Genomic DNA, 23217 nt, shown 5'->3' on the forward strand with positions numbered 1-23217 from the left:
CGGCAACGTAGATTTCCCTGTTGCCAATCGTGCTATTTTGGTAGAGTTAGCCCACTTTTTTACCCATTGCTGCGGGGGCGGGACGCGAATAAATGCGCTGGTTGTTTGCCATGCTGATTGCTGTTTTTTGCTGGACCGGTTCGGTCTCCGGCCAACAGCTATGCGTGGCGTCACCCAAGCCAACCCCCAGCGCGCTGAGCAGCCTGCCGCTGCTGGCGGAGCCGGCGCTTTCCCCCTATGATCATGTGTATCGGGCACCGGCCGAAGCGCGCCGCAAAGCCCCCGGCAAGTTGCCGCTGCTGCTGCCCAGAGCGCACTCTTTCCCCGGTTCGCTGCTCGCATCCTCCCTGCCGGCGCCGGTCTATACCTTGGCCGCAGAGCCGGGCTACCGAATTCGCTTCCCCCGCCAGGACACTCCGGCTCCCAACCGGCTTGCCCAGGTCGACTGGATGCTGGACGCCTCCAGGCAACAGAGTCGGCAGGCCGGCTGGAAAGAAAGTAACATGCAGTACCGTGGCACGCTGACTTATCACCTATGACCGGTGTCGCACCGCTAAAAACCTTAAAGCAACGCCGTTTCATCGTTATCAGCATTCAGGATCGCCGCGCGCTTTCAGCCCACGCCCGTTCCGCCGCTGAGATAAAAATAAACAATGACGTTTTAGGAACACCGGATGGACATCATTAAAGAACTGATACATGCCCTGTGGCAGCAGGATTTTGAGACGCTGGCGAACCCTTCGTTGGTGTGGACCCTCTACATCCTGCTGTTCATGATTCTGTTTTTGGAAAACGGCCTGCTGCCGGCCGCTTTCCTGCCGGGTGACAGCCTGCTGATCCTGGTCGGCGTGCTGATCGCCAAAGGCACCATGGGCTTCCCGCTGACCATCGTCATACTGACCGTCGCCGCCAGCCTGGGATGCTGGGTCAGCTACATACAGGGCCGGTGGCTCGGCAATACGCGAACGGTGCAAGGCTGGCTTTCGCACCTGCCGGCCCACTACCATCAACGCGCTCACAACCTGTTCCACCGCCACGGGCTTTCCGCCCTGCTGGTCGGCCGCTTCCTGGCCTTCGTGCGCACCCTGCTGCCGACCATCGCCGGCCTGTCCGGCCTGAGCAACGCGCGCTTCCAGTTCTTCAACTGGATGAGCGGCCTGCTGTGGGTCTTGATCCTGACAACGCTGGGCTTCGCGCTGGGCAAAACCCCGGTGTTCCGCAAGTATGAAGATCAGCTGATGTTCTGCCTGATGATGTTGCCGCTGGTATTGCTGGTGGTCGGGTTGATCGGCTCGTTGATCGTGCTGTGGCGCAAGAAACGCGCCAGCGGCCAGAACCCGGGGAAAGGGGCGTGACAGCAAAGCGCCCGCGCTGGCAATACGTCCTGATGATCGCGCTCGCCCTGCTGGCGTTGGCGACGCTGTTGGTGCCCTGCATGGTGCGCACCGAGAGCGAGCTGCGCATTCGCGCCAGCCAGCAAGGGCTGTCGCTGCCCGACGGTTTTTACGTCTACCAGCGCCTGGATGAGCGCGGCATCCGCATCAAAAGCATCACGCCGGAAGGCGATGGCCTGGTCATCCGTCTGGATTCGCCGGAGCAGCAGTTGCTGGCGCGCGAAGCGCTGCAAACCATCCTGCCGCCCGGTTACCACATCGCGTTGAGCGAATCCCCCGTGCCGTCGCATTGGGTACGCGAATTTGCGCGTTCCCCACTCAATCTGGGATAATCCCCCTTCATATGAAGGGGTTTCCTTTCATTGCATTATTTTCATTTTCATTCGCACCGATTAGCTCAAGAATTAATCAGTCAGCACCGAGTCACGGCTGATTCTTTGGGGGCGCGCCGGTTTCATGACTATGCTGAAGGGTAACTTCAGCCGGCGATGAACGCCCTCCTCTCGCGCTGCCGCCTTCGGCAGTCAGGAAAGCGGGTGCCTATTCAGGCATCCCATGAAAAGGAACTGAAAGATGAAATTACGCCATTCACTGTTACTGCTGTTGCCACTCTGCACGCTGCCGGCCCTCGCTTCGGCCGCTGAGGGCGGCTGCGCCGCCAAAGCGCAAGACATCCAGCAGCAAATCGACTATGCCACCCAGCACGGCAACACCCACCGCGTGGACGGGCTGAAAAAAGCGCTGAGCGAAGTGCAGACTCACTGCACCGAAGCCGGCCTGCAGGCCGAACGCCAGAAAAATATCGCGGAGAAACAGCGCAAGGTCGACGAGCGCCGGCAGGAGCTGAAAGAAGCGCAGCAAACCGGCAAGCTGGACAAGGTCGCCAAGAAGCAGCAGAAGCTGGCGGAAGCGCAGGCTGAGCTGAAACGCGCTCAGGCGGAATAATTTTTTGTACCAGCGGATTTATCGATGAGAGCCCCATCACACGGGATTTATTAAGCATATGGGATTGATGCCTGGTGTTATCTGCTGGCCATCACCCCTTTGCTCCGGCGAAAAAATCCGCTATGTTAAAAGTCTGTCGAAATAAACGTTAAGGAATAATCACATGGCACATGATTCAAATGCAGAAAACTTACGCGCTGAACTGAAGTCCTTAGCCGATACGCTGGAGGAAGTGCTGAACTCCTCTACCGACAAGCCGAAAGCCGAGCTGGAGAAGCTGCGCTCGAAGGCGGAAGGCGCGCTGAAAGAGACCCGCGCTCGCCTGAGCGACGCCGGTGACAAGCTGGCTTCGCAAACCAAGCAGATCGCCGGCCAGGCCGACGACTATGTGCGCGACAACCCGTGGACCGGCATCGGCATCGGCGCGGCGGTCGGCGTGGTGTTGGGCGTGCTGCTCGCGCGTCGTTAATCATGGCTGAACAACCGCAAGTGCGCGCGCAGGGCCCCGCTAAAGGGGTTCTGGATATCGGTCAGCGCATCATCACGATCCTGGTCGGCATGGTGGAAACCCGTGTCCGGCTGGCGGTGGTCGAGCTGGAAGAGGAGAAAGCCAACCTCATTCAGCTGCTGATCATGGCCGGTATGACGCTGCTGTTCACCGCCTTCGGTTTGATGAGCCTGCTGATCCTGATCTTCTGGGCCATCGATCCGGTCTATCGGCTGATGGCGCTGGGTGCCACGACCGGCGTGCTGCTGTTCCTGGCCGTGGTCGGCACCATTTGGACGCTGGTCAAGGCCCGTCGCACCACGCTGCTCGGCGCCACGCGCAAGCAGCTGGAACTCGATCGTGCCGAACTGGAGCGCGAGCCATGAGCCGCCGCCGCTATCTGGAATGGAAAAAAGAGAGGCTGATTCGCCAGATCCAGCAACAGCGTCTGGATCTGGCCGAACACAAGTCTTTATGGCTGGAAAAGACCGAACGCATCGACCGTGGCTGGCAGACGGTGTTTGGCCTGCGCCGCTATCTGGTGCTCGGTTCCAGCGTCATGGCGCTGTACGGCATCCGCCACCCCAGCAAGATGATCCGCTGGTCGCGCCGCGCTTTCGGCGCCTGGAGCGCTATCCGCCTGTTTAAAAAGACCTTCTCCGCCAAGTAAGCCCCGCGCTTTTCCTTCAAACATCCTGTTGCTCCGCCCTCGTTTTCCCCCTAAAACAGCGCTGCTTATCCCGAGGGCCGGGCAACCTGCTGACAAGCGTCAGTTTATTAGCACGCTAAAGATTCAGATTTTTTGAAAAATTACGACAGTTTTACTTGCTAACAACCTGAGCACTTCCCGCTTAACATTCACTCCATCAATTCGAGACGGAGCGGACAGGGTAAGAAACCCGCTACGCCGCCCGTTGATATGACTACCGCCGAACAGGCACACAAAAACACTTTGGAGTAGATGATGAAAAAATTAGAAGATACAGGTTTGCTGGTTGCTCGTATTCTGATGCCAATCCTGTTTATCGTGGCAGGCTACGGCAAAATGGGTGACGCTTATGCCGGTACCCAACAGTACATGCAATCGATGGGCGTGCCTGGCTTCTTGCTGCCACTGACCATCCTGCTGGAATTTGGCGGCGGTCTGGCGATCCTGTTCGGCTTCCTGACCCGCACCGTGGCGCTGTTCACTGCCGGTTTCACCATTCTGACCGCGCTGCTGTTCCACACTGACTTTGCGGAAGGCGTAAACCAGCTGATGTTCATGAAAAACCTGACCATCGCCGGCGGCTTCATCGTGTTGGCGGTCGCAGGCCCTGGCGGCTTTAGCATCGACCGTCTTCTGAACAAGAAATGGTAATCTAAACTGTCATTCAGGGCCCGGCATGCCGGGCCCTGTCGCTTTTCACTCGGACACCAAGGAGACTCCCATGGGACAACTCGTCGATGGCGTTTGGCAAGACATCTGGTATGACACGAAATCTACCGGCGGCCGTTTCAAACGTTCAACCGCTCAGTTTCGCAATTGGGTGACCGCCGACGGTCAGCCGGGCGAACACGGCGCGGGCGGCTTCCAGGCCGAAGCGGGCCGTTATCACCTGTACGTTTCCCTCGCCTGCCCCTGGGCGCACCGCACGCTGCTGATGCGCAAACTGAAAGGGCTGGAGCAGATCATTCCGGTCTCGGTGGTGCACCCGCTGATGCTGGAAAACGGCTGGACCTTCGGCCAGGATTTTCCTGAAACCACCGGCGATCCGCTGTATCACGCCGATTTCCTGTACCAAATCTACCTGCGGGCCGATCCGCACTACAGCGGGCGCGTAACCGTGCCGGTGCTGTGGGATAAACAGCAGCAAACCATCGTCAGCAACGAATCCGCCGATATCATCCGCATGTTCAACAGCGCGTTTGACGGCGTGGGCGCCCGCGCGGGCGATTACTACCCGGCCGATCTGCGCGGCAAAATCGATGAGCTGAACGGTTGGATTTACGATCAAGTGAACAACGGCGTGTACAAGGCCGGTTTCGCCACCAGCCAGGAAGCGTATGACGACGCGGTCAGCGGGGTCTTCAGCGCGCTCGAACGCCTGGAGCAGATCCTGGGGCAGCACCGCTACCTGACCGGCGATCGGCTGACCGAAGCCGATCTGCGTCTGTGGACCACGCTGGTGCGCTTCGATCCGGTGTACGTCACCCACTTCAAGTGCGATAAACACCGCATCAGCGACTACCTGAACCTGTACGGTTTCCTGCGCGACATCTACCAGATGCCGGGCATCACCGAAACGGTCAGCCTGCCGCACATTCGCAACCACTACTACCGCAGCCACGCCACCATCAACCCGCACGGCATCATTTCCATCGGGCCGGCGCAGGATCTGGACGAGCCGCACGGCCGCGACCAGCGCTTCGGCTAAGGCAAAAAAATCCCCTTGCCGCCCGGCAAGGGGATGTCATCCAAGCGATGTTAGCGCTGCGCGAACAGGCGCGGAATTTCGCGCAGGAACCAGGCTTTCGCCTCCCCCATGCTGTCGCGCCGCCAGGCCATGATGATATCGGCTTCGCGGCTGTATTCCGGCCCCACCACGCGCAGCCGCCCGGCCTCGATATCTTTCTCCACCATCGGGTACGGCATGGTCGCCACCCCCAGCCCGGCCAGCAGCGCCAGGCGTTTGTCTTCGATGGTGCTCACCGTCAGGCGCTGTTGTTTATCCAGCAGCTGTACGGTCAACACCGGGCGCTCGCGGGCGGTATCCGCCACCGCGATGCCGCGGTACTTCACGCGGGTCACCTCAGACAACGGCTCCGGCTCCTGGTGGATCGGGTGATCCGGCGCGGCGACATAAACGCTCATCACCTTGTACAGTTTGCGGGTGTTGATCTCCGACGACGCGCGGAAGTGCATGTCCGGCGCGATCACGATGTCGGCGCGCCCCTGCTCCAGCCGTTCCCAGGCGCCCGCCAGCACCTCGGTGAAAATCGACACCTGGGTGTTGGCCTTCAGCGCCAGCTTGTCCACCAGCGGAAACAGCAGGCTCGGCGGCGACAGCGCTTCGCTGACGATGGTCAGGTGGGTTTCCCAACCGCGCGCCAGCGCTTCGGCGTCGGTGGTCAGCTTGTCGGCCGCTTCCAGCAGCACCCGCCCGCGCTCCAGCAACATGCGCCCCACGTTGGTGAACTTGGTGCGGTGGCCCGAACGGTCGAACAGCACCACGTCCAATTCTTCTTCCAATTTTTGCATGGTGTAGCTGAGCGCCGACGGCACCCGGCCCAATTCGTCGGCGGCCGCGGCGAAGCTGCCGCGCCGGTCGATCGCGTCCATCACTCTCAGCGCCTCAAGCGTGAGCGCCCGATCTCTGGCCATCACATCCCTCTGTCAGGAAATTTGAATATGCCGACCAGATTAACTGGCTAACAATCCGACGTCCAGATGCTTACCATTTGGATAATGAATTTAGAGAGCCGATTGCCATGATCACATGCAGAACAGCACAACAATGCGGGCAAGCTGACTTTGGTTGGCTGCAGGCTCGCTACACCTTTTCCTTTGGTCACTACTTCGATCCCAAACTGATGGGCTACGCGTCGCTGCGGGTGCTGAATCAGGAGGTGCTGGCGCCGGGCGCGTCGTTCCAGCCGCGCACCTATCCCAGCGTGGATATCCTGAACCTGATCCTGCAGGGCGAGGCGGAATACCGCGACAGCGACGGCAACACCGCGCGCGCCAAAGCCGGTGAAGCGCTGCTGCTGGCCACCCAGCCGAGCCTGAGCTACAGCGAACAGAACGTCAGCAGCGATACGCCGCTGACTCGCCTGCAGCTGTGGCTGGACGCCTGCCCGGAACGCAACAACGAGCGGGTGCAGCGCCTGACGCTGCCGGCGGCGGGCAACCTGCTGCTGGCCTCGCCGGACGGCGCGCAGGGTAGCCTGCAGCTGCGCCAGCAGGTTTGGATCCACCATCTCGATCTGCAGCCGGGCGAAGAACAAACGCTGACGATTAACGGGCCGCGCGCCTATTTGCAGTCGATTCACGGCACCATCGCCGCCACCGGCGAGCGCCACGAAGAACAACGCCTGACCTGCGGCGACGGCGCCTTCGTGCGCGAGGAGAATCGCCTGACGATCCGCGCCGAGACGCCGCTGCGCGCACTGCTGATTGATCTGCCGGTGTAAGCCGGCCGGAAAACGAAAAACCCCGCGCAACTGGCGTTGCGCGGGGTTTTCTTTTGTCGAGGGAGTTGACCGGTAAGCCGGGTTCTGTCGTGGACAGTCATTCCTCTAGGCCAGCAATCGCTCACTGGCTCAAGCAGCCTACCCGGGTTCAGTACGGGCCGTACCATGTGAACCCCTATTTGGCCTTGCTCCGGGTGGAGTTTACCGTGCCACGAACTGTTGCCAGCCGCGCGGTGCGCTCTTACCGCACCCTTTCACCCTTACCTGATCCCGCTTGCGCGGGCCATCGGCGGTTTGCTCTCTGTTGCACTAGTCGTAGGCTTGCGCCTCCCAGGCGTTACCTGGCACCCTGCCCTATGGAGCCCGGACTTTCCTCCCCTCCATCTGTCTCCCCGAAGAGGACGGCAATGAAGCGGCGACTGTCTGGTCAACTCCGGCGCGGATAGTAGCGTCGCGGCGGCGGCAGGTCAACCGCTTTACGGCTGTTGTTGCTCCAGCGCGTGCTTATACAGCGCATTTTTCTTCACGCCGTGGATTTCCGCCGCCAGCGCCGCCGCCTTTTTCAGCGGCAGCTCTTTTTGCAGCAGCGCCAGCGTGCGCAGCGCCTCAAGCGGCAGCGCATCCTCCTGCGCCTTGTGGCCTTCGACGATCAGCACCATCTCGCCGCGGCGGCGCACTTCATCTTCCTGCACCCACGCCAGCAGCTCGCCCACCGGCGCGCCGTGGATAGATTCCCAGGTTTTGGTCAGCTCGCGCGCCAGCACCACATAGCGCTGCGGCCCCCAGACGGTGACCATGTCCTGCAGGCTTTCCAGCAGGCGGTGAGTGGACTCGTAGAAAATCAGCGTGCGCGGTTCCTCCGCCAGCGCCATCAGCGTATCCTTGCGCCCCTTGGTTTTCGCCGGCAGGAAGCCCTCGTAGCAGAAACGGTCGGAAGCGACGCCCGCGGCGCACAGCGCGGTGGTGGCGGCGCAGGCGCCCGGCAGCGGCACCACGCGAATGCCGGCCTCGCGGCAGCGGCGCACCAGGTGATAACCGGGATCGTTGATCAGCGGCGTGCCGGCGTCGGACACCAGCGCGATGCTCTGGCCCTCCTGCAGTTTCGCCAGCAATTGATCGGCCTTTTGCTGTTCGTTGTGATCATGCAGCGCGAACAGACGCGCGTTGATCGCGAAGTGTTGCAGCAGCAATCCGGTATGGCGCGTGTCTTCCGCCGCGATCAGATCAACGCTTTTCAGTACCTCTAACGCACGGTGGGTGATATCGCCCAGATTGCCGATTGGGGTGGGCACCACATACAGCGTTGATGCAGAAATGACTGATTGTTGGTGTTGATTCATTGTTTCATCCGGGTTGCCGATTTAATATTGAGCATCTTGAAAAAAACATCACTGGATACAGTATGCTTTCCTCAACATTCGTTCGTACCAAAGCAGGGCGTTCCAAGCCTGTCCGACTTACCGCAGTCATCGCGGCCGCCCTTTTCCTGGCAGGCTGTCCAAGTCGGGCCCCGCAAACGCCGCCCGCCAATATACAGGACGAAGCGAGCGCCAGCTCCGATTACTACCTGCAGCAGTTGCAGCAAAGCAGCGATGATAACAAGGCTGACTGGCAATTACTTGCTATTCGCGCCTTGCTGCGTGAAGGAAAACTGCCGCAGGCCGGCGACCAGTTGAATCAGCTGCCGAAAAACCTCAGCGGCGCGCAGCAGACTGAACGCCAGTTGCTGACCGCCGAACTGCAGATCGCCAACAAGAGCTACGTCAGCGCCCGCAGCACGCTGGGCCACCTGGACAGCGGTTCGCTGTCGCCGAATCAGAAGGTGCGCTACTACCAGGCGCAGATCGCCGCCAATCAGGGCAAAGCGTCGCTGCCGTTGATCCGCGCCTATATCGCTCAGGAGCCGTTGCTGACCGGCAAACCGCATCAGGACAACCTGGATCAGACCTGGCAGGCGCTGCTGCAGCTGACGCCGCAGGAGATGAACAGCCTGGTGATCAACGCCGACGAGAACGTGCTGCAAGGCTGGCTGGATCTGCTGCGCGTCTATCAGGACAACAAGCAGGATCCCGATCTGCTGAAGGCCGGCATCAAAGACTGGCAGAACCGTTATCCGAAGAACCCGGCGGCCAAAACGCTGCCGGCTCGCCTGAACCAGGTGCTGAACTTCACCCAGGCTTCCACCTCGAAAATCGCCCTGCTGCTGCCGTTGAACGGCCAGGCGAAAGTGTTCGCCGACGCCATCCAGCAAGGCTTCGAAGCGGCGAAAAACGGCGGTTCCATGCCGGCGCCGCAGCCTCAAGCCGCGCCACCGGCCAGCGCGCCGGCCCAAACGGCGCCGGCCGATCAGGCCGCCACGGGTGACATCAACGCCAACGGCGCGGTCAGCCCTTCGGCGCAAGAGAGCCAGCCTGCCGTGACCGCCGCACAACCCGCGGCGCCGTCCAGCGCGCCGATAACGCCGCCGCAGGCCGCCAACGCGCAGGTCAAAGTGTACGACACCACCAGCCAGCCGCTGGCCGCCTTGCTGAGCCAGGCGCAGCAGGATGGCGCTACCCTGGTGGTCGGGCCGCTGCTGAAAGAGAACGTCGATCAGCTGTCCGCCAGCACCACCACGCTGAACGTGCTGGCGCTCAACCAGCCGGAAACGCCGAAGGACAACCTGAACATCTGTTACTTCGCCCTGTCGCCGGAAGATGAAGCGCGCGACGCCGCTCGCCACATCTGGGAACAGCAGAAGCGTCAACCGCTGCTGCTGGTGCCGCGCGGCGCCTTCGGCGATCGCGTCGCCAAGGCCTTTAACCAGGAATGGCAGAAGCAAGGCGGGCAAACCGTGCTGCGTCAGGACATCGGCTCCGCCGGCGAGCTACGCCAGATGGTGAACAGCGGCGGCATCCGCATGACCGGCACGCCGATGTCGAGCGCCCCGGCGCCGCAGAGCGTGACCATCGCCGGGCTGACCATTCCGGCGCCGCCGAGCGACGTGCCCGCCGCAACCGGCGGCGTCGACGCGGTGTATATCGTCGCCACGCAGTCTCAACTGACGCTGATCAAACCGATGATCGACATGGCCACCAGCTCGCGCGGCAAGCCGGCGATGTACGCCAGCTCGCGCAGCTACCAGGCCGGCGCCGGCCCGGACTTCCGTCTGGAAATGGAAGGCCTGCAGTTTAGCGATATCCCGCTGCTGGCCGGTTCAAACCCTCAGCTGTTGCAGCAGGCCAGCGCGCGCTTCCGCAACGACTACTCGTTGGTGCGCCTGTATGCGATGGGGATGGATGCCTGGACATTGGCCAACCACTTTGCTGAAATGCGCCAGCTGCCGGGCTTTCAGGTTTCCGGCACCACCGGTATGCTGAGCGCGTCGCCGAACTGCGTGATCAACCGTAAGCTGCCTTGGCTGCAATACCGTCAGGGCACGGTCGTTCCGGTCTCTTGAACCCACGCGCCTCAGGGGCGGGCTATGAGTTACTGGCCCGCCGTCACCTGGAACACGCCGGGCTCACCTTCTGCGCCGCCAACGTCGCGGTGCGTGGTGGTGAGCTCGACCTCATCATGCGCGACGGCGCTACCTGGGTATTCGTCGAAGTGCGCTACCGCCGCAACGACGCCTTCGGCGGCGCGGCCGCCAGCGTCACCTTTCGCAAACAACGGCGGTTGCTGCACGCCGCCGCCGTCTGGCTGGCGGGGCGCGGAGCCAGTTTTGACACATCATCTTGCCGTTTTGATGTTTTGGCCATTACCGGTAGCCAGTTAGAATGGATACCCAACGCCTTCAATGCGGATTAATCGGGGTTTTGCGGCGCAGACCGGCCCTTTGACTTAGTGGATTAATACAACGTGCTGGATAGAATTAAAGTCTGTTTTACCGAAAGCATCCAAACCCAGATCGCGGCGGCGGAAGCATTGCCGGACGCCATTTCCCGCGCTGCAATGACGCTGGTTCAATCCTTACTCAACGGCAACAAAATCCTGTGCTGCGGCAACGGCACCTCGGCGGCCAACGCGCAGCACTTCGCCGCCAGTATGATCAACCGTTTTGAAACCGAGCGCCCCAGCCTGCCGGCCATCGCCCTCAACGCCGACAACGTGGTGCTGACGGCGATCAGCAACGATCGGCTGCACGACGAAGTGTACGCCAAGCAGGTGCGCGCGCTCGGGCACACCGGCGACGTGCTGCTGGCGATTTCCACCCGCGGCAACAGCCGTGATATTGTGAAAGCGGTCGAGGCGGCCGTTACGCGCGATATGACCATCGTCGCGCTCACCGGCTACGACGGCGGCGAGCTGGCCGGGCTGCTCGGCCAGCAGGACGTCGAGATCCGCATCCCGTCGCACCGCAGCTCACGCATTCAGGAAATGCATATGCTGACCGTAAACTGCCTGTGCGACCTGATAGACAACACGTTATTCCCCCACCAGGACGATTAAGGAACTGAGATGAAGCTAAAAGCCACATTTGCAGTGCTGTCCAGCGCCCTGCTGTTGCAAGGCTGTATCGCTGGCGTCGTCGTCGGCAGTGCGGCCGTCGCCACCAAAACCGCCACCGACCCGCGCAGCGTAGGGACCCAGGTGGATGACGGCACGCTGGAAGCCAGGGTCGAAAACGCCCTGAGCAAAGACCAGCAGTTGAAGAAAGATGCCCGGGTGGTCGCCACCGCCTATCAGGGCAAGGTGCTGTTGACCGGCCAGTCGCCTAACGCCGATCTCACCGCGCGCGCCAAGCAGATCGCCATGGGCGTGGAAGGCACGAGCGAAGTGTATAACGAAATCCGTCAGGGCACGCCGGTCAGCCTGAGCACCGCGTCCTCCGACACCTGGATCACCACCAAGGTGCGTTCGCAACTGTTGACCAGCGATACGGTGAAATCGTCCAACGTGAAGGTCACTACCGAAAACGGCGAAGTGTTCTTGCTGGGCCTGGTCACGCAGCAAGAAGGGCAGTCGGCGGCGCAGATAGCCAGCCAGGTCAGCGGCGTGAAGCACGTCACCACCGCCTTTACCTATGTGAAATAATCCGCTTGGCGGGAACGGTGCCCTGCCGTTCCCGCCCGTTTAATCCAGCGAGTTCTCGCGTAAAAACGCTTCCCCGCCCAGTTGCCGCATCTGGCGCATGATCCACTGTTGACGCTGCACCACATAGCCGGACGGCGCATCGGCCCTGAAACGATGCGGATTCGGCAATACCGCCGCCAGCAGCGCCGCCTCGGCCGCGCTCAGACGTTTAGCCGGCTTATGGAAAAAGCGCTGTGAAGCCTCCTCCACGCCGAATACCCCGTCGCCGAACTCGACGATGTTCAGATACACCGTCAGAATGCGCCGTTTGGTCCACACCAGCTCGATGCCCGACGTCAATCCGGCCTCCAGCCCTTTGCGCAGCCAGCTGCGGCCATCCCACAGAAACAGGTTCTTGGCGGTTTGCTGCGACAGCGTGGACGCACCGCGGATGCGCGTCGGGCGCTTCTCGTTGTGGCTGAGCGCCTTTTCAATGGCCGCCACGTCGAAGCCCCAATGGTCTGGAAACTTCTGATCCTCCGCCGCCATCACCGCCAGCGCCATTTGCGGCGAGATGTCGTCCATCGACACCCAGTCCGAATGGGCGACGTAGCCGAAGTCGCCGCTCAGCCAGGCGCTGACTTGCCGCTCCGCCATCACGGCGGAAAACGGCACCGGCAGGAAGGCGAAGAGCACAATGCCCAACGCCCACAGGCCGAGGATCGCGATGACGCCGCGCTTCAGCCAATACCACGGGCGCAGCCGCCGCCATCCGCCGAGCGATTTTCTCATTCGGCCAGTTCCAGCACCCGCGCCACCAGCTTATCGATGCCGAGGGCCGCCTGCGCGATCGACGGCGCCAGCATATAGGCCGGCGTGGTCACGATCTTGTGATCGCTGTCCACCACGATGTCGTCCACCGGGCAAATCACCGGTTCGCCGCCCATGGCGTCAATCACTTCTCCCAGGTCCGGATCGTTGCCAATGGTCAGCCGCGCTTGTTGATCCAGCAGTTTCGGCAACAGCGCCGGCGCGATGCACATCAGGCCAATTGGTTTGTTGGCCTTATGCATCTCGCGCGTCAGGCGCGCCAAATCTTCATCGACCCAACATTCCGCGCCGGCTTCGGCGAAATTGCTGAGGTTCTTGGCGGCGCCAAAGCCGCCGGGCACGATCAGCGCATCCAGCTGCGCGGCCTCCGCCAGCGCCAGCGGCTGCACCGCGCCGCGAGCAATGCGCGCCGACTCAATCAGGACATTGCGCGTCTCCGCCATCTCATCACCCGATAAGTGATTAATAACATGGCGTTGTGGTTTATCAGGCGCAAAGCACACCGCCTGCGCGCCGGCACGATCCAACGCCAGCAGCGTCAGCACCGCTTCATGGATCTCCGTACCGTCATAAACGCCGCTGCCGCTGAGGACTACACCCACCTTTTTCATCACTCTTACTCCTGTCGCTGCTGTCAACTGGTTCGTGCTCGGAGTTGACAAACACTAATCTACATCACACATTTTAATGAATCTTCTAACAAGAGCGCTTACATTTGCTATGTTGTTGGCTGTATGATGTTTAGGAATTCGCTACAACCTGCTCGACCAGAACACTGAAACCAATACGCAGGTTCACAATTTCCCTGGTGTTGGCGCAATATTCGCGCACCCCGGCTTAGGTCGGGGTCATTTTTTTTCAGCGTTCTCTACCCAAGCCCGCAGTACCTGCACGTCGTTGCGCCACTCTTGCTTCAACTCATCCACCCAGTCCTGCACGTTATCCCACCAGGCCGGCAGCGTCGGCGTTTGAATCTGCTGCGCCAGCTGCTGCAGATGGCGCAGACCGACCGAACCGGCGGCGCCCTTGATCTTGTGCCCTTCCTCGGTGATGCCTTTCTGATCGCGCGCCGTCATGTTGGAGTCCAGTACCGCCAGGTAGCCCGGCATCATCTGTTCGAACATCTCCAGGCTTTGGTGGATCAGCTGCGGGCCAACCAGATCCATGTACTGTTCCAGCATCGCGGTATCGAGTAACGACTCATTAATCTGCATCGCCTTGTGCTCCGTTTTCTTTGAAGTGTGAGAAGGTTGATGATCCCAATAGTGTTTGATGACCTGGGTCAGCGCCGGCACCGACAGCGGCTTGCTCAGCACATCGTCCATGCCCGCCTCGAGATACTCTTTTTTGTCTTTCAGCACGTTGGCGGTCAGGGCCACCAGCGGCGGCAGCGCCTGACCGGCATAGCGCTCACGCAGCGCCCGGGCAATGTCCAGCCCGGTCATGTCCGGCAGTTGGATGTCCAGCAGCACCAGATCGAACTCGTCCGGATCGAACATCGCCAGCGCATCGTGGCCGTTCATCGCCACCTCGACGCTGTTGCCCAGTTTCTCCAGCACCGAGCGCGCCACGATCACGTTCAGTTCGATATCCTCCACCAGCAGGATGTGCAGCGCCGGCAACGGCAGCTCCTCTTCCTCCGGCGCCGCGCTGACGGCTTCCTGCACCGCCGGCGCCTGGATGGTCAGAGTGAAGCAAGAACCGTGCCCCTGTTCGCTGCGCACGGTGATGTCGCCGCCCATGCTCTGCGCCAGCCGCTTGGAGACCGCCAGCCCGATGCCGGTGCCGGTGGCCGGGCGGCCGCCGCGCTGATCTTTCACCTGGTAATACATGGCGAAGATCTTGTCCTGCTCGTCCTGCGGGATGCCCATGCCCGAGTCTTCCACTTCGAACACCAGCTTCTCCTGCGCCTCGCGCCGCACGCGCACCACGATTTGCCCCTGCTGGGTGAATTTCACCGCGTTGCCGATCAGGTTCCACAAAATCTGCCGCAGGCGCGTGCCGTCGGTCACGATCTGCTGCGGCAGCGGCGTTTGCGGCTCCATGATGAACTGCAGCCCTTTCGGCTGCGCCAGCAGGCCGGAGAGATTCTCCAGATCCGCCAGGAAACCGGTGAAGTCCACCGGCTGGTTGTCGAGCTGCACCTTGCGCCGCTCGAGCTTGTCCATTTCGATAATGTCGTTGAAGATATTGCCGAGGGTGATGGCGCTGACGTGAATGGTCTTCAGGTATTTCAGCTGCTCGTCGTTCAGCTCGGTATCGAGCAGGATGCGGCTCAGGCCGACGATGCCGTTAAGCGGCGTACGCAGCTCGTGGCTGATGGTGGAGATAAAGGTGGTCTTCTCCCGGCTGGCGTTCTCCAGCGCGTCCTGGTAGCGCTTACGCTCGGTAATATCGCGGCCGAAGCCCATCAGCCCGTGGCGTTTGCCCACCCGGTCGTAAAACGGCACCTTGCGCAGTTCGAAACAGGCCTTGCGGCCGTCGGGATACACCAGCCATTGTTCGTAGGTCAGCGAGACGTTGTGGCGGAACACCTTCTCGTCGGTCTCAATGACCTTTTCGGCGATCTCCTGGCCGTAGACGTCGAACGGCGTCAGGCCGATCAGCTGCTTCTCGCTCTTACCGGTCAGCAGCTCCATCGCGCGGTTGCAGCCGGAGAACTCTTTGTCTTCGTTGCGGTAGTAGACCAGGTCCGGCGAGGCGTCGAGGAAGGAACGCAGCAGCGCCGACTGCTGGCCCAGCTCAATCTGCGCCAGCTCGCGCTGTTCCATCTCTTCCGTCAGCTTCTCCATCACCTGCAGGCGCTCTTCTTCCGCCTTGATGCGATCGGCGATCTCCTGATTCAGCTGACTGATATTGTCTTTGAGCTGCTGATTGAGCTCCAGATCGCGGTGGCGCATCTCTTCCAGCTTGTCCACCAGCCGCGCCAGCCGTTGGCGCGACTCCTCCAGCTGCTCCACCACCACCGAGAGGAAGTAGACCGCCCACGGGGTGATCAACAGGCCGAAGAAGATTGAACGCACCACGTCGATGCTTTCCACTTCGCCGCGCAGCAGCATGGTCACCGCCATCTGCACCACCATCGCCAGCACCACCAGCGCCGAGGCCAGCAGCAGCGAGAAGCGCACCAACCCCAGTTTCACCATTAAATCAACGTAGTACTGGGCCAACACCCGGATTTGCTTCATAGCGGCTCCCATCAGACACAATCTTTTGAATCATACCGTAAATTTTTCCGCCGTGTCTGAGAGTCAAGTCCTGCTAACGGAAAATAGCGGCGTCTGGCGTGCATCGGGCGGTTCATTGCCGTCGACACCGTGGAAAAGCACGTTGATCAATCCGCTCATACTTAGGGATTAATCACTTGTAACTAAAAGATTTTTTCTGTGACGCACCCCACACCTCAGCCGCTTGAGAAGGCCTTTCCGTTAATATATTAATGATGCACCGTGCATGACGCATGCTTTAGCAGACACGGATAGCGAAGCCCTGAGGCTTAAAGTAAGGGAAAGGATGTTATCCCGCGGTTTACTTTCACCGGCAGCAGCGTTGTGGCCAGCCCGGCAGGCTTCCTCATTTCCCTGACGTGAGGATTGACCATGTTAACCATCTATCGCACTACCCTGTTCGTCCTGTCTTTGACCGTTATTTTGCCCCTGAAGGCCGCCACTGCCGTGACCGGCTACCTGAATGCAGAGCAACGGCAAATCGCCACGCTGTTGCCGCCGCCGCCTTCAACGGATACGCCGCAGAATCGGGCGGATCTGCAGGCGGTGCTGGCCATTCAGGCTAACCGCACGGCGGAACAAATCGCCAAAGCCAAGCGGGACGACCACCTGGAAGACGCCGCCTTCCCCTTCGCCCGCGAGATCTTCGGCCCGACCTTTACCGTCGATCGCCATCCGCTCACCGCCGCCCTGTTCCGCCGGGTCTATCAGGACTTTGAACAAAGCCTGATGCCCGCCAAGGCCTTCTATGGCCGCCCGCGCCCCTATGAGGCCGACAGCCGCGTGAAACCGCTGCTGCCGCCGCCGGAAGGCGATTCCTACCCTAGCGGACACGCGATGGACAGCTACCTGACGGCACTCCTGTTGGCGCAGATGGTGCCGGAAAAACGCAGCGCGCTGTTTGAGCGGGCGGCAAGCAATGCGCAAAGCCGGGTGATTGCCGGCGTTCACTACCCGAGCGATCTGGAAGGCGGCAAGTTGGCGGCGACGGCGCTCGCCGCACGACTGCTGGCGAATCCGCAGCTGCAGGCCGATCTGCAGCGCGCCCGCGTGGAGGTGCGCGCCAACCTGCAGTTATAACGTCGGTGAATAATGCAGGGCGGCATCCAGCGCGCTGCCCTGCCCGCCGTATTGCTGCAGATAAGCACCCACCGCCTGCATGCCGCGCCAGCGGTTTTCGCACCACAGCGGCGCCAGCAGCGTAGGCCGACGGGCGCTGGCGGACAGGCGGTGATACACCACCTCGCCCGGCGTGTGGCGGATCATCTCCCCGGCGCTGACGGCGTAATCTTCCAGCGCCAGTTCGGGCAAGCGCCCGGCGCGCCACGCGCGGGCCAGGGTGCTACCGGTAACGACGTGCAGCGGATGCAGCTTGATGCCATCCACGCCGCTCTCCACCACCCGCTGCAGCGTGAGCAGATGATCGCGCTGGGTTTCTCCCGGCAGCCCGACGATCAGATGGCAGCACACCTTCAGCCCGCGCTGCCGAGCCCGTTGCGCGGTCTGCTGATAGCAGCGGAAATCATGGCCGCGGTTGATGCGTTTGAGCGTTTTATCGTGCGCCGTCTGCAGCCCCAGCTCCAGCCACACTTCATAACCCTCTTCGCGATACCCCGTCAGCAGATCCAATGCGGCGGGCGGCACGCAGTCCGGGCGAGTGCCGACGCACAGGCCGACCATGTCGCTCTGCGCCAACGCCTGCCGATACATCGACGCCAGCAGTTCGACCTCCGCATAGGTGCTGGTATAGGCCTGAAAATAGGCCAGATAGCGCCGCGCCCGGTCGACCCGCGCGGCCTGCTGCGCCAGCTGTTCGGCGATACTTTGCCGCTGCATCGCCTCATCGGCGAATGAAGCGACGTTGCAAAACGTACAGCCGCCGCGCCCCAACGTGCCGTCGCGGTTAGGGCAGTTGAATCCGCCATGCAGCGTGAGTTTATGGATCTTTTCGCCATGGCGGCGCTGGAGATCCGCGCCAAACATATTGACTAATTGCGGCAACTGCATAATCTTGGTGATTCTCTGTGTTCAAAGCCGCGATGCTAATAAGAAACGGCTTTTCCCGCGATGACAGAGATCAACGCTTTCCCCGCAAGGCGCCACCAGGCATAACTATTCATCATAAACGCAAATAAATTCACTATAATTCTGATGAATTATTCTAATCGTCACGCAACCGTTAACGGCAATATGACAACACGGTGAAAAATAGTCATAAACATCAACTAAGCAATATCTTATAGAATAAAACTCTGCCATTAACCCCCGCACTAGCATGGTGCAGAGATTAAGGGGTTGCACTATAGTGAGACAGCTCACACTTCTGCGGGGATCGGCGTTGCCCCACGATAGTGCAAAAATGCATTAAACACCTTATTTTTCAAATAAATAAATACCATAAATTCGATAAGAATCTATCTTAAGCCCACATTTGACCTGCGAATTCTTTCTCGCTAAGTTGGAAGTCCGCTGGAAGCTTTCTGGACGGGCAAACGTCTCGTCATATTTATGCAGTAATTGAAGACTCCCTCTTAAAACAAGTCCTATACCACTTGTGAGACCGTCACGAGAGGCCATTGATGGAGGGCGGAAAAGCAGATTGGCGGGGTTAACTTGCTGATTGGACTTCTGCCTGAAATTGGGAAGCCCCCTCGCAGTAGGTTGTGAGAGTCACGCAGAGCCTGGGGAGGTTCACGATATGTTGTACGATAAATCCCAAGAGAGGGACAACTGTGGTTTCGGCCTGATCGCCCACATAGAAGGCGAACCTAGCCACAAGGTGGTGCGCACCGCCATTCACGCGCTGGCCCGCATGCAGCACCGCGGCGCGATCCTGGCCGACGGCAAGACCGGCGACGGCTGCGGCCTGTTGCTGCAAAAACCCGATCGCTTCTTCCGCATGGTGGCGGAAGAGCGCGGCTGGCGTTTGGCCAAGAACTACGCCGTCGGCATGATGTTCCTCAGCCAGAATGAAGAGGAAGCGCGCCTCAGCCGCCGCATCGTGGAAGAAGAGCTGCAAAACGAAACGCTGTCGATCGTCGGCTGGCGCGAAGTGCCGACCAACCCGGACGTGCTGGGTGAAATCGCCCTCTCCTCCCTGCCGCGCATCGAGCAAATCTTCGTTAACGCCCCGGCCGGCTGGCGCCCGCGCGATATGGAGCGCCGCCTGTTCGTGGCGCGCCGCCGCATCGAGAAACGCGTGCAGGACAACAGCTTCTACGTCTGCAGCTTCTCCAATCTGGTGACGATCTATAAAGGCCTGTGCATGCCTGCGGATCTACCGCGCTTCTATCTCGATCTGGCGGACCTGCGCCTGGAATCGGCCATTTGCCTGTTCCACCAGCGCTTCTCCACCAACACTGTGCCGCGCTGGCCGCTGGCGCAGCCGTTCCGCTACCTGGCGCACAACGGCGAAATCAACACCATCACCGGCAACCGCCAATGGGCGCGTGCCCGTACCTACAAATTCCAAACGCCGCTGATCCCGGATCTGCAGGCCGCCGCGCCGTTCGTCAACGAAACCGGCTCCGACTCCAGCTCGCTGGACAACATGCTGGAGCTGCTGCTGGCGGGCGGGATGGATCTCATCCGCGCCATGCGCCTGCTGGTGCCGCCGGCCTGGCAGAACAACCCGGACATGGACGGTGATCTGCGCGCCTTCTTCGACTTCAACTCGATGCACATGGAGCCGTGGGACGGCCCGGCCGGCATCGTGATGTCCGACGGCCGCTACGCCGCCTGTAACCTCGATCGCAACGGCCTGCGCCCGGCGCGCTATGTCATCACCAAAGACAAGCTGATCACCTGCGCCTCCGAAGTCGGCATCTGGGATTACCAGCCGGATGAAGTGGTGGAAAAAGGCCGCGTCGGCCCCGGCGAGCTGATGGTGATCGACACCCGCAGCGGCCGCATCCTGCACTCGGCGGAAACCGACAACGATCTGAAAAGCCGCCATCCGTATAAAGAGTGGATGGAGAAAAACGTCAAACGTCTGGTGCCGTTCGAAGATCTGCCGGACGATCAGGTCGGCAGCCGCGAACTCGACGACGCACAGCTCGAAACCTACCAGAAACAGTTCGGCTACAGCAGCGAAGAGCTGGATCAGGTGATCCGCGTGCTGGGCGAGATCGGCCAGGAAGCCACCGGTTCGATGGGCGACGATACCCCGTTCGCCGTGCTCTCCAGCCGGCCGCGCATCGTTTACGACTATTTCCGCCAGCAGTTCGCGCAGGTCACCAACCCGCCGATCGATCCGCTGCGCGAAGCGCACGTCATGTCGCTGGCCACCAGCATCGGCCGTGAAATGAACGTGTTCTGCGAAGCCGAAGGCCAGGCGCACCGCCTGAGCTTCAAATCGCCGATCCTGCTGTACTCCGATTTCAAACAGCTCACCACGCTGGAAGGCGAATACTATCGCGCCGAGACGCTCGATCTGACCTTCGATCCGCAACAGCAGGATCTGGAGCAGACCATTCGCGCCCTGTGCGACGAAGCGGAACGTAAGGTGCGCGAGGGCGCGGTGCTGTTGGTGCTGTCCGACCGCGCCATCGCGCCCGGCCGCCTGCCGGTCCCGGCCCCGATGGCCGTTGGCGCCGTGCAAACCCGCCTGGTAGAGAAAAGCCTGCGCTGCGACGCCAACCTGATCGTTGAAACCGCCAGCGCCCGCGATCCGCACCACTTCGCAGTGCTGCTCGGCTTCGGCGCGACCGCCATCTACCCGTACCTGGCCTATGAAACCCTGGCCAAGCTGGTGGACAGCCAGGCGATCGACAAGAAATACCGCGACGTGATGCTGAACTACCGCAACGGCATCAATAAAGGCCTGTACAAGATCATGTCCAAAATGGGCATCTCGACCATCGCCTCTTACCGCTGCTCCAAGCTGTTCGAAGCGGTCGGCCTGCATCGCGATCTGGCGGATCTGTGCTTCCAGGGCGTGGTCAGCCGCATCGGCGGCGCCAGCTTCAGCGACTTCCAGCAGGATCTGCAGAACCTTTCCAAGCGCGCCTGGCTGAAACGCAAGCCGCTGGAGCAAGGCGGCCTGCTGAAGTTCGTGCACGGCGGCGAATACCACGCCTACAACCCGGACGTGGTGAACTCGCTGCAAAAAGCGGTGCACAGCGGGGAATACAGCGACTATCAGGCCTACGCCAAGCTGGTGAACGAGCGGCCGGTCGCCATGCTGCGCGATCTGCTGGCCATCACGCCGAAAGGCGAACCGATCCCGGTCGATCAGGTTGAACCGGCGGAGTCGCTGTTCAAACGCTTCGACACAGCGGCGATGTCGATCGGCGCACTGAGCCCGGAAGCGCACGAGTCGCTGGCGATCGCCATGAACGGCCTCGGCGGCTTCTCCAACTCCGGCGAAGGCGGCGAAGATCCGGCGCGCTACCGCACCAACAAGGTGTCGCGCATCAAACAGGTGGCCTCCGGCCGCTTCGGCGTGACGCCGGCCTACCTGGTGAACGCCGACGTGATCCAGATTAAGGTGGCGCAGGGCGCCAAACCGGGCGAAGGCGGCCAGCTGCCGGGCGACAAGGTGACTCCGTACATCGCCAGACTGCGTTACTCGGTGCCGGGCGTAACGCTGATCTCCCCGCCGCCGCACCACGACATCTACTCGATCGAAGATCTGGCACAGCTGATCTTCGACCTGAAGCAGGTCAACCCGAAAGCGGTGATCTCGGTGAAACTGGTTTCCGAGCCGGGCGTCGGCACCATCGCCACCGGCGTGGCGAAAGCCTATGCCGATCTCATCACCATCGCCGGTTACGACGGCGGCACCGGCGCCAGCCCGCTGTCCTCGGTGAAATACGCCGGCTGTCCGTGGGAGCTGGGCCTGGTGGAAACCCAGCAGGCGCTGGTGGCCAACGGCCTGCGCCACAAGATCCGCCTGCAGGTGGACGGCGGCCTGAAAACCGGCGTCGACATCGTCAAGGCGGCGATCCTGGGCGCGGAAAGCTTCGGCTTCGGCACCGGGCCGATGGTGGCGCTGGGCTGCAAATACCTGCGCATCTGCCACCTCAACAACTGCGCGACCGGCGTCGCGACTCAGGACGACAAGCTGCGCCGCGATCACTACCACGGCCTGCCGGAACGCGTGACGAATTACTTCCAGTTTATCGCGCGTGAAACCCGCGAGATCATGGCACAGCTGGGCGTGAGCCAGCTGGTGGATCTGATCGGCCGCACCGAGTTCCTGACTTCGCTTCCCGGCATTTCCGCCAAGCAGAACAAGCTGGATCTGTCGCCGCTGCTGAAAACCGCCACGCCGCATCCGGGCAAAGCGGTGTACTGCACCGAAAGCAGCAACCCGGCGTTCGACAAGGGCCTGCTGAACAAAGAGCTGCTGGCGCAGGCGCAGCCGCATATCGAAGCGAAGCAGGGTAAAACCTTCTACTTCGACATTCGCAACACCGACCGCTCCGTGGGCGCCATGCTGTCCGGCGCAATCGCCGACGTGCACGGCGATCAGGGCATGGCGGCCGATCCGATCAAGGCGCACTTCTCCGGCACCGCCGGGCAGAGCTTCGGCGTCTGGAACGCCGGCGGCGTCGAGCTGACCCTGACCGGCGACGCCAACGACTATGTCGGCAAAGGCATGGCCGGCGGCAGCATCGCGGTGCGTCCGCCGATCGGCTCCGCCTTCCGCAGCCATGAAGCCAGCATCGTCGGCAACACCTGCCTGTACGGCGCCACCGGCGGCAAACTGTTCGCCGCCGGCCGCGCGGGCGAACGCTTCGCGGTGCGCAACTCCGGCGCCATCACCGTGGTGGAAGGCATCGGCGACAACGGCTGCGAATACATGACCGGCGGCATCGTCTGCGTGCTGGGTAAAACCGGCATCAACTTCGGCGCCGGCATGACCGGCGGCTTCGCCTACGTGCTGGACGAAGACGGCGAGTTCCGCAAGCGCGTGAACCCGGAACTGGTGGAAGTGCTGGATGTCGATCAGTTGGCGATCCATGAGGAGCACCTGCGCGGCCTGATCACCGAACACGTGCAGGCGACCGGCTCTTCCCGCGCGGAAGAGATCCTGGCCAACTGGCCGGAGTGGGCGCCGAAGTTCGCCCTGGTCAAACCGAAGTCCAGCGATGTCAAAGCGCTGTTGGGTCACCGTAGCCGTTCCGCAGCCGAGCTGCGGGTGCAGGCGCAGTAAGAGGTA

Annotated in this window: 22 protein-coding genes and 1 other RNA gene; 16 read left to right on the plus strand and 7 right to left on the minus strand. The window is 61.3% G+C overall.

Features of this window, described 5'->3' with window-relative positions:
• Positions 1-92: 92 nt before the first annotated feature.
• The 9 genes from SSARUM_RS20935 to SSARUM_RS20975 all read left to right on the plus strand — a co-directional run bounded on the left by SSARUM_RS20935 (position 93) and on the right by SSARUM_RS20975 (position 5243).
• Entirely contained in the window at positions 93-539 is a 447-nt protein-coding gene (locus tag SSARUM_RS20935) for a hypothetical protein (RefSeq protein WP_033636103.1), read from the plus strand.
• A 135-nt stretch (positions 540-674) separates the two neighbouring features.
• Entirely contained in the window at positions 675-1355 is a 681-nt protein-coding gene (locus tag SSARUM_RS20940) for a DedA family protein (RefSeq protein WP_033636104.1), read from the plus strand.
• Between the two features lie 32 nt (positions 1356-1387).
• Positions 1388-1726: an EnvZ/OmpR regulon moderator MzrA gene (gene mzrA, locus SSARUM_RS20945; protein WP_016930183.1), complete on the plus strand. Its 339-nt coding sequence runs from the start codon at positions 1388-1390 to the stop codon at positions 1724-1726.
• Between the two features lie 241 nt (positions 1727-1967).
• Entirely contained in the window at positions 1968-2339 is a 372-nt protein-coding gene (locus tag SSARUM_RS20950) for a DUF1090 domain-containing protein (protein ID WP_033636105.1), read from the plus strand.
• 163 nt (positions 2340-2502) lie between these two features.
• Positions 2503-2808 carry an ElaB/YgaM/YqjD family protein gene (locus tag SSARUM_RS20955; protein ID WP_004937125.1) on the plus strand — a complete coding sequence of 102 codons (306 nt, stop codon included), beginning with the start codon at positions 2503-2505 and terminating at the stop codon, positions 2806-2808.
• Between the two features lie 2 nt (positions 2809-2810).
• Positions 2811-3212 (plus strand): phage holin family protein, encoded by a 402-nt coding sequence (locus SSARUM_RS20960; protein ID WP_033636106.1) that lies wholly within the window; start codon positions 2811-2813, stop codon positions 3210-3212.
• Positions 3209-3496 carry a YqjK-like family protein gene (locus tag SSARUM_RS20965; RefSeq protein WP_004937121.1) on the plus strand — a complete coding sequence of 96 codons (288 nt, stop codon included), beginning with the start codon at positions 3209-3211 and terminating at the stop codon, positions 3494-3496. Before SSARUM_RS20960 ends, SSARUM_RS20965 begins: the two co-directional genes overlap by 4 nt.
• A 294-nt stretch (positions 3497-3790) precedes the next feature.
• A complete protein-coding gene (locus tag SSARUM_RS20970; RefSeq protein ID WP_004937119.1) occupies positions 3791-4186 on the plus strand; it encodes a DoxX family protein in 396 nt (131 codons plus the stop codon).
• A gap of 70 nt (positions 4187-4256) precedes the next feature.
• Positions 4257-5243 (plus strand): glutathione S-transferase family protein, encoded by a 987-nt coding sequence (locus SSARUM_RS20975; protein ID WP_060430956.1) that lies wholly within the window; start codon positions 4257-4259, stop codon positions 5241-5243.
• A 50-nt stretch (positions 5244-5293) separates the two neighbouring features.
• On the opposite strand, the gene SSARUM_RS20980 is transcribed toward SSARUM_RS20975, so the two are convergent.
• Complete coding sequence (locus SSARUM_RS20980) at positions 5294-6190, minus strand: LysR family transcriptional regulator (protein ID WP_004937113.1); 897 nt, start codon at positions 6188-6190, stop codon at positions 5294-5296.
• Positions 6191-6297: 107 nt separating this feature from the next.
• Here SSARUM_RS20980 and SSARUM_RS20985 point away from each other — a divergent pair, with 107 nt between their 5' ends.
• Positions 6298-6999 (plus strand): pirin family protein, encoded by a 702-nt coding sequence (locus SSARUM_RS20985; protein ID WP_033636111.1) that lies wholly within the window; start codon positions 6298-6300, stop codon positions 6997-6999.
• Positions 7000-7056: 57 nt separating this feature from the next.
• Here SSARUM_RS20985 and rnpB read toward each other — a convergent pair.
• Together rnpB and rsmI are read right to left on the minus strand one after the other, a co-directional pair.
• An RNA gene (gene rnpB, locus SSARUM_RS20990) (RNase P RNA component class A) lies at positions 7057-7434 on the minus strand.
• 41 nt (positions 7435-7475) lie between these two features.
• Positions 7476-8339 carry a 16S rRNA (cytidine(1402)-2'-O)-methyltransferase gene (gene rsmI / locus SSARUM_RS20995; RefSeq protein WP_004937108.1) on the minus strand — a complete coding sequence of 288 codons (864 nt, stop codon included), beginning with the start codon at positions 8337-8339 and terminating at the stop codon, positions 7476-7478.
• A 62-nt stretch (positions 8340-8401) separates the two neighbouring features.
• Here rsmI and SSARUM_RS21000 point away from each other — a divergent pair, with 62 nt between their 5' ends.
• The 4 genes from SSARUM_RS21000 to dolP are packed head-to-tail and all read left to right on the plus strand — an operon-like array spanning position 8402 to position 12015.
• Entirely contained in the window at positions 8402-10438 is a 2037-nt protein-coding gene (locus SSARUM_RS21000) for a penicillin-binding protein activator (RefSeq protein ID WP_041036809.1), read from the plus strand.
• Entirely contained in the window at positions 10435-10788 is a 354-nt protein-coding gene (locus SSARUM_RS21005) for a YraN family protein (protein ID WP_086556960.1), read from the plus strand. The genes SSARUM_RS21000 and SSARUM_RS21005 overlap by 4 nt, the downstream gene beginning before the upstream one ends.
• Before the next feature lie 51 nt (positions 10789-10839).
• Positions 10840-11430 (plus strand): DnaA initiator-associating protein DiaA, encoded by a 591-nt coding sequence (gene diaA / locus SSARUM_RS21010; RefSeq protein ID WP_004937103.1) that lies wholly within the window; start codon positions 10840-10842, stop codon positions 11428-11430.
• Positions 11431-11439: 9 nt separating this feature from the next.
• Entirely contained in the window at positions 11440-12015 is a 576-nt protein-coding gene (gene dolP / locus SSARUM_RS21015; RefSeq protein ID WP_033636114.1) for a division/outer membrane stress-associated lipid-binding lipoprotein, read from the plus strand.
• Positions 12016-12054: 39 nt separating this feature from the next.
• On the opposite strand, the gene mtgA is transcribed toward dolP, so the two are convergent.
• From mtgA to arcB, 3 genes are all read right to left on the minus strand, one after another.
• On the minus strand, positions 12055-12786 hold the full coding sequence (mtgA, locus tag SSARUM_RS21020) for a monofunctional biosynthetic peptidoglycan transglycosylase (protein ID WP_060430954.1): 732 nt from the start codon (positions 12784-12786) through the stop codon (positions 12055-12057).
• Positions 12783-13436, minus strand: coding sequence for an isoprenoid biosynthesis glyoxalase ElbB (elbB, locus tag SSARUM_RS21025; protein WP_047570433.1), 654 nt, complete (start codon positions 13434-13436; stop codon positions 12783-12785). The genes mtgA and elbB overlap by 4 nt, the downstream gene beginning before the upstream one ends.
• 237 nt (positions 13437-13673) lie before the next feature.
• Entirely contained in the window at positions 13674-16013 is a 2340-nt protein-coding gene (gene arcB, locus SSARUM_RS21030) for an aerobic respiration two-component sensor histidine kinase ArcB (protein ID WP_033649005.1), read from the minus strand.
• A gap of 411 nt (positions 16014-16424) precedes the next feature.
• Here arcB and SSARUM_RS21035 point away from each other — a divergent pair, with 411 nt between their 5' ends.
• The gene (locus SSARUM_RS21035) at positions 16425-17132 is read left to right on the plus strand and encodes an acid phosphatase (protein WP_049196177.1); all 708 of its coding nucleotides are present in this window, start codon (positions 16425-16427) and stop codon (positions 17130-17132) included.
• Here the strand turns inward: SSARUM_RS21035 and mnmL are convergent.
• Positions 17127-18059 (minus strand): tRNA modification radical SAM protein MnmL/YtqA, encoded by a 933-nt coding sequence (mnmL, locus tag SSARUM_RS21040; protein WP_048321982.1) that lies wholly within the window; start codon positions 18057-18059, stop codon positions 17127-17129. The genes SSARUM_RS21035 and mnmL overlap by 6 nt on opposite strands.
• A 691-nt stretch (positions 18060-18750) precedes the next feature.
• Between mnmL and gltB the strand changes: the two genes are divergently transcribed.
• Entirely contained in the window at positions 18751-23211 is a 4461-nt protein-coding gene (gltB, locus tag SSARUM_RS21045) for a glutamate synthase large subunit (protein WP_060430952.1), read from the plus strand.
• Positions 23212-23217 lie beyond the last annotated feature (6 nt).

Source organism: Serratia sarumanii, assembly GCF_029962605.1.
Lineage (GTDB): Bacteria > Pseudomonadota > Gammaproteobacteria > Enterobacterales > Enterobacteriaceae > Serratia > Serratia sarumanii.

Bases quoted from the DNA above. Each gene is read 5' to 3' on its own strand.
- SSARUM_RS20960 (WP_033636106.1), top strand. From the start codon at position 2,811: ATGGCTGAACAACCGCAAGTGCGCGCGCAGGGCCCCGCTAAAGGGGTT.
- SSARUM_RS21035 (WP_049196177.1), top strand. From the start codon at position 16,425: ATGTTAACCATCTATCGCACTACCCTGTTCGTCCTGTCTTTGACCGTT.
- rsmI (WP_004937108.1), bottom strand. From the start codon at position 8,339: ATGAATCAACACCAACAATCAGTCATTTCTGCATCAACGCTGTATGTG.
- SSARUM_RS20965 (WP_004937121.1), top strand. From the start codon at position 3,209: ATGAGCCGCCGCCGCTATCTGGAATGGAAAAAAGAGAGGCTGATTCGC.
- SSARUM_RS20975 (WP_060430956.1), top strand. From the start codon at position 4,257: ATGGGACAACTCGTCGATGGCGTTTGGCAAGACATCTGGTATGACACG.
- gltB (WP_060430952.1), top strand. From the start codon at position 18,751: ATGTTGTACGATAAATCCCAAGAGAGGGACAACTGTGGTTTCGGCCTG.
- SSARUM_RS20985 (WP_033636111.1), top strand. From the start codon at position 6,298: ATGATCACATGCAGAACAGCACAACAATGCGGGCAAGCTGACTTTGGT.
- SSARUM_RS20940 (WP_033636104.1), top strand. From the start codon at position 675: ATGGACATCATTAAAGAACTGATACATGCCCTGTGGCAGCAGGATTTT.
- mzrA (WP_016930183.1), top strand. From the start codon at position 1,388: ATGATCGCGCTCGCCCTGCTGGCGTTGGCGACGCTGTTGGTGCCCTGC.
- mnmL (WP_048321982.1), bottom strand. From the start codon at position 18,059: ATGCAGTTGCCGCAATTAGTCAATATGTTTGGCGCGGATCTCCAGCGC.
- SSARUM_RS20970 (WP_004937119.1), top strand. From the start codon at position 3,791: ATGAAAAAATTAGAAGATACAGGTTTGCTGGTTGCTCGTATTCTGATG.
- dolP (WP_033636114.1), top strand. From the start codon at position 11,440: ATGAAGCTAAAAGCCACATTTGCAGTGCTGTCCAGCGCCCTGCTGTTG.
- SSARUM_RS20955 (WP_004937125.1), top strand. From the start codon at position 2,503: ATGGCACATGATTCAAATGCAGAAAACTTACGCGCTGAACTGAAGTCC.
- SSARUM_RS20950 (WP_033636105.1), top strand. From the start codon at position 1,968: ATGAAATTACGCCATTCACTGTTACTGCTGTTGCCACTCTGCACGCTG.
- SSARUM_RS21000 (WP_041036809.1), top strand. From the start codon at position 8,402: ATGCTTTCCTCAACATTCGTTCGTACCAAAGCAGGGCGTTCCAAGCCT.
- SSARUM_RS20980 (WP_004937113.1), bottom strand. From the start codon at position 6,190: ATGGCCAGAGATCGGGCGCTCACGCTTGAGGCGCTGAGAGTGATGGAC.
- elbB (WP_047570433.1), bottom strand. From the start codon at position 13,436: ATGAAAAAGGTGGGTGTAGTCCTCAGCGGCAGCGGCGTTTATGACGGT.
- SSARUM_RS20935 (WP_033636103.1), top strand. From the start codon at position 93: ATGCGCTGGTTGTTTGCCATGCTGATTGCTGTTTTTTGCTGGACCGGT.
- mtgA (WP_060430954.1), bottom strand. From the start codon at position 12,786: ATGAGAAAATCGCTCGGCGGATGGCGGCGGCTGCGCCCGTGGTATTGG.
- arcB (WP_033649005.1), bottom strand. From the start codon at position 16,013: ATGAAGCAAATCCGGGTGTTGGCCCAGTACTACGTTGATTTAATGGTG.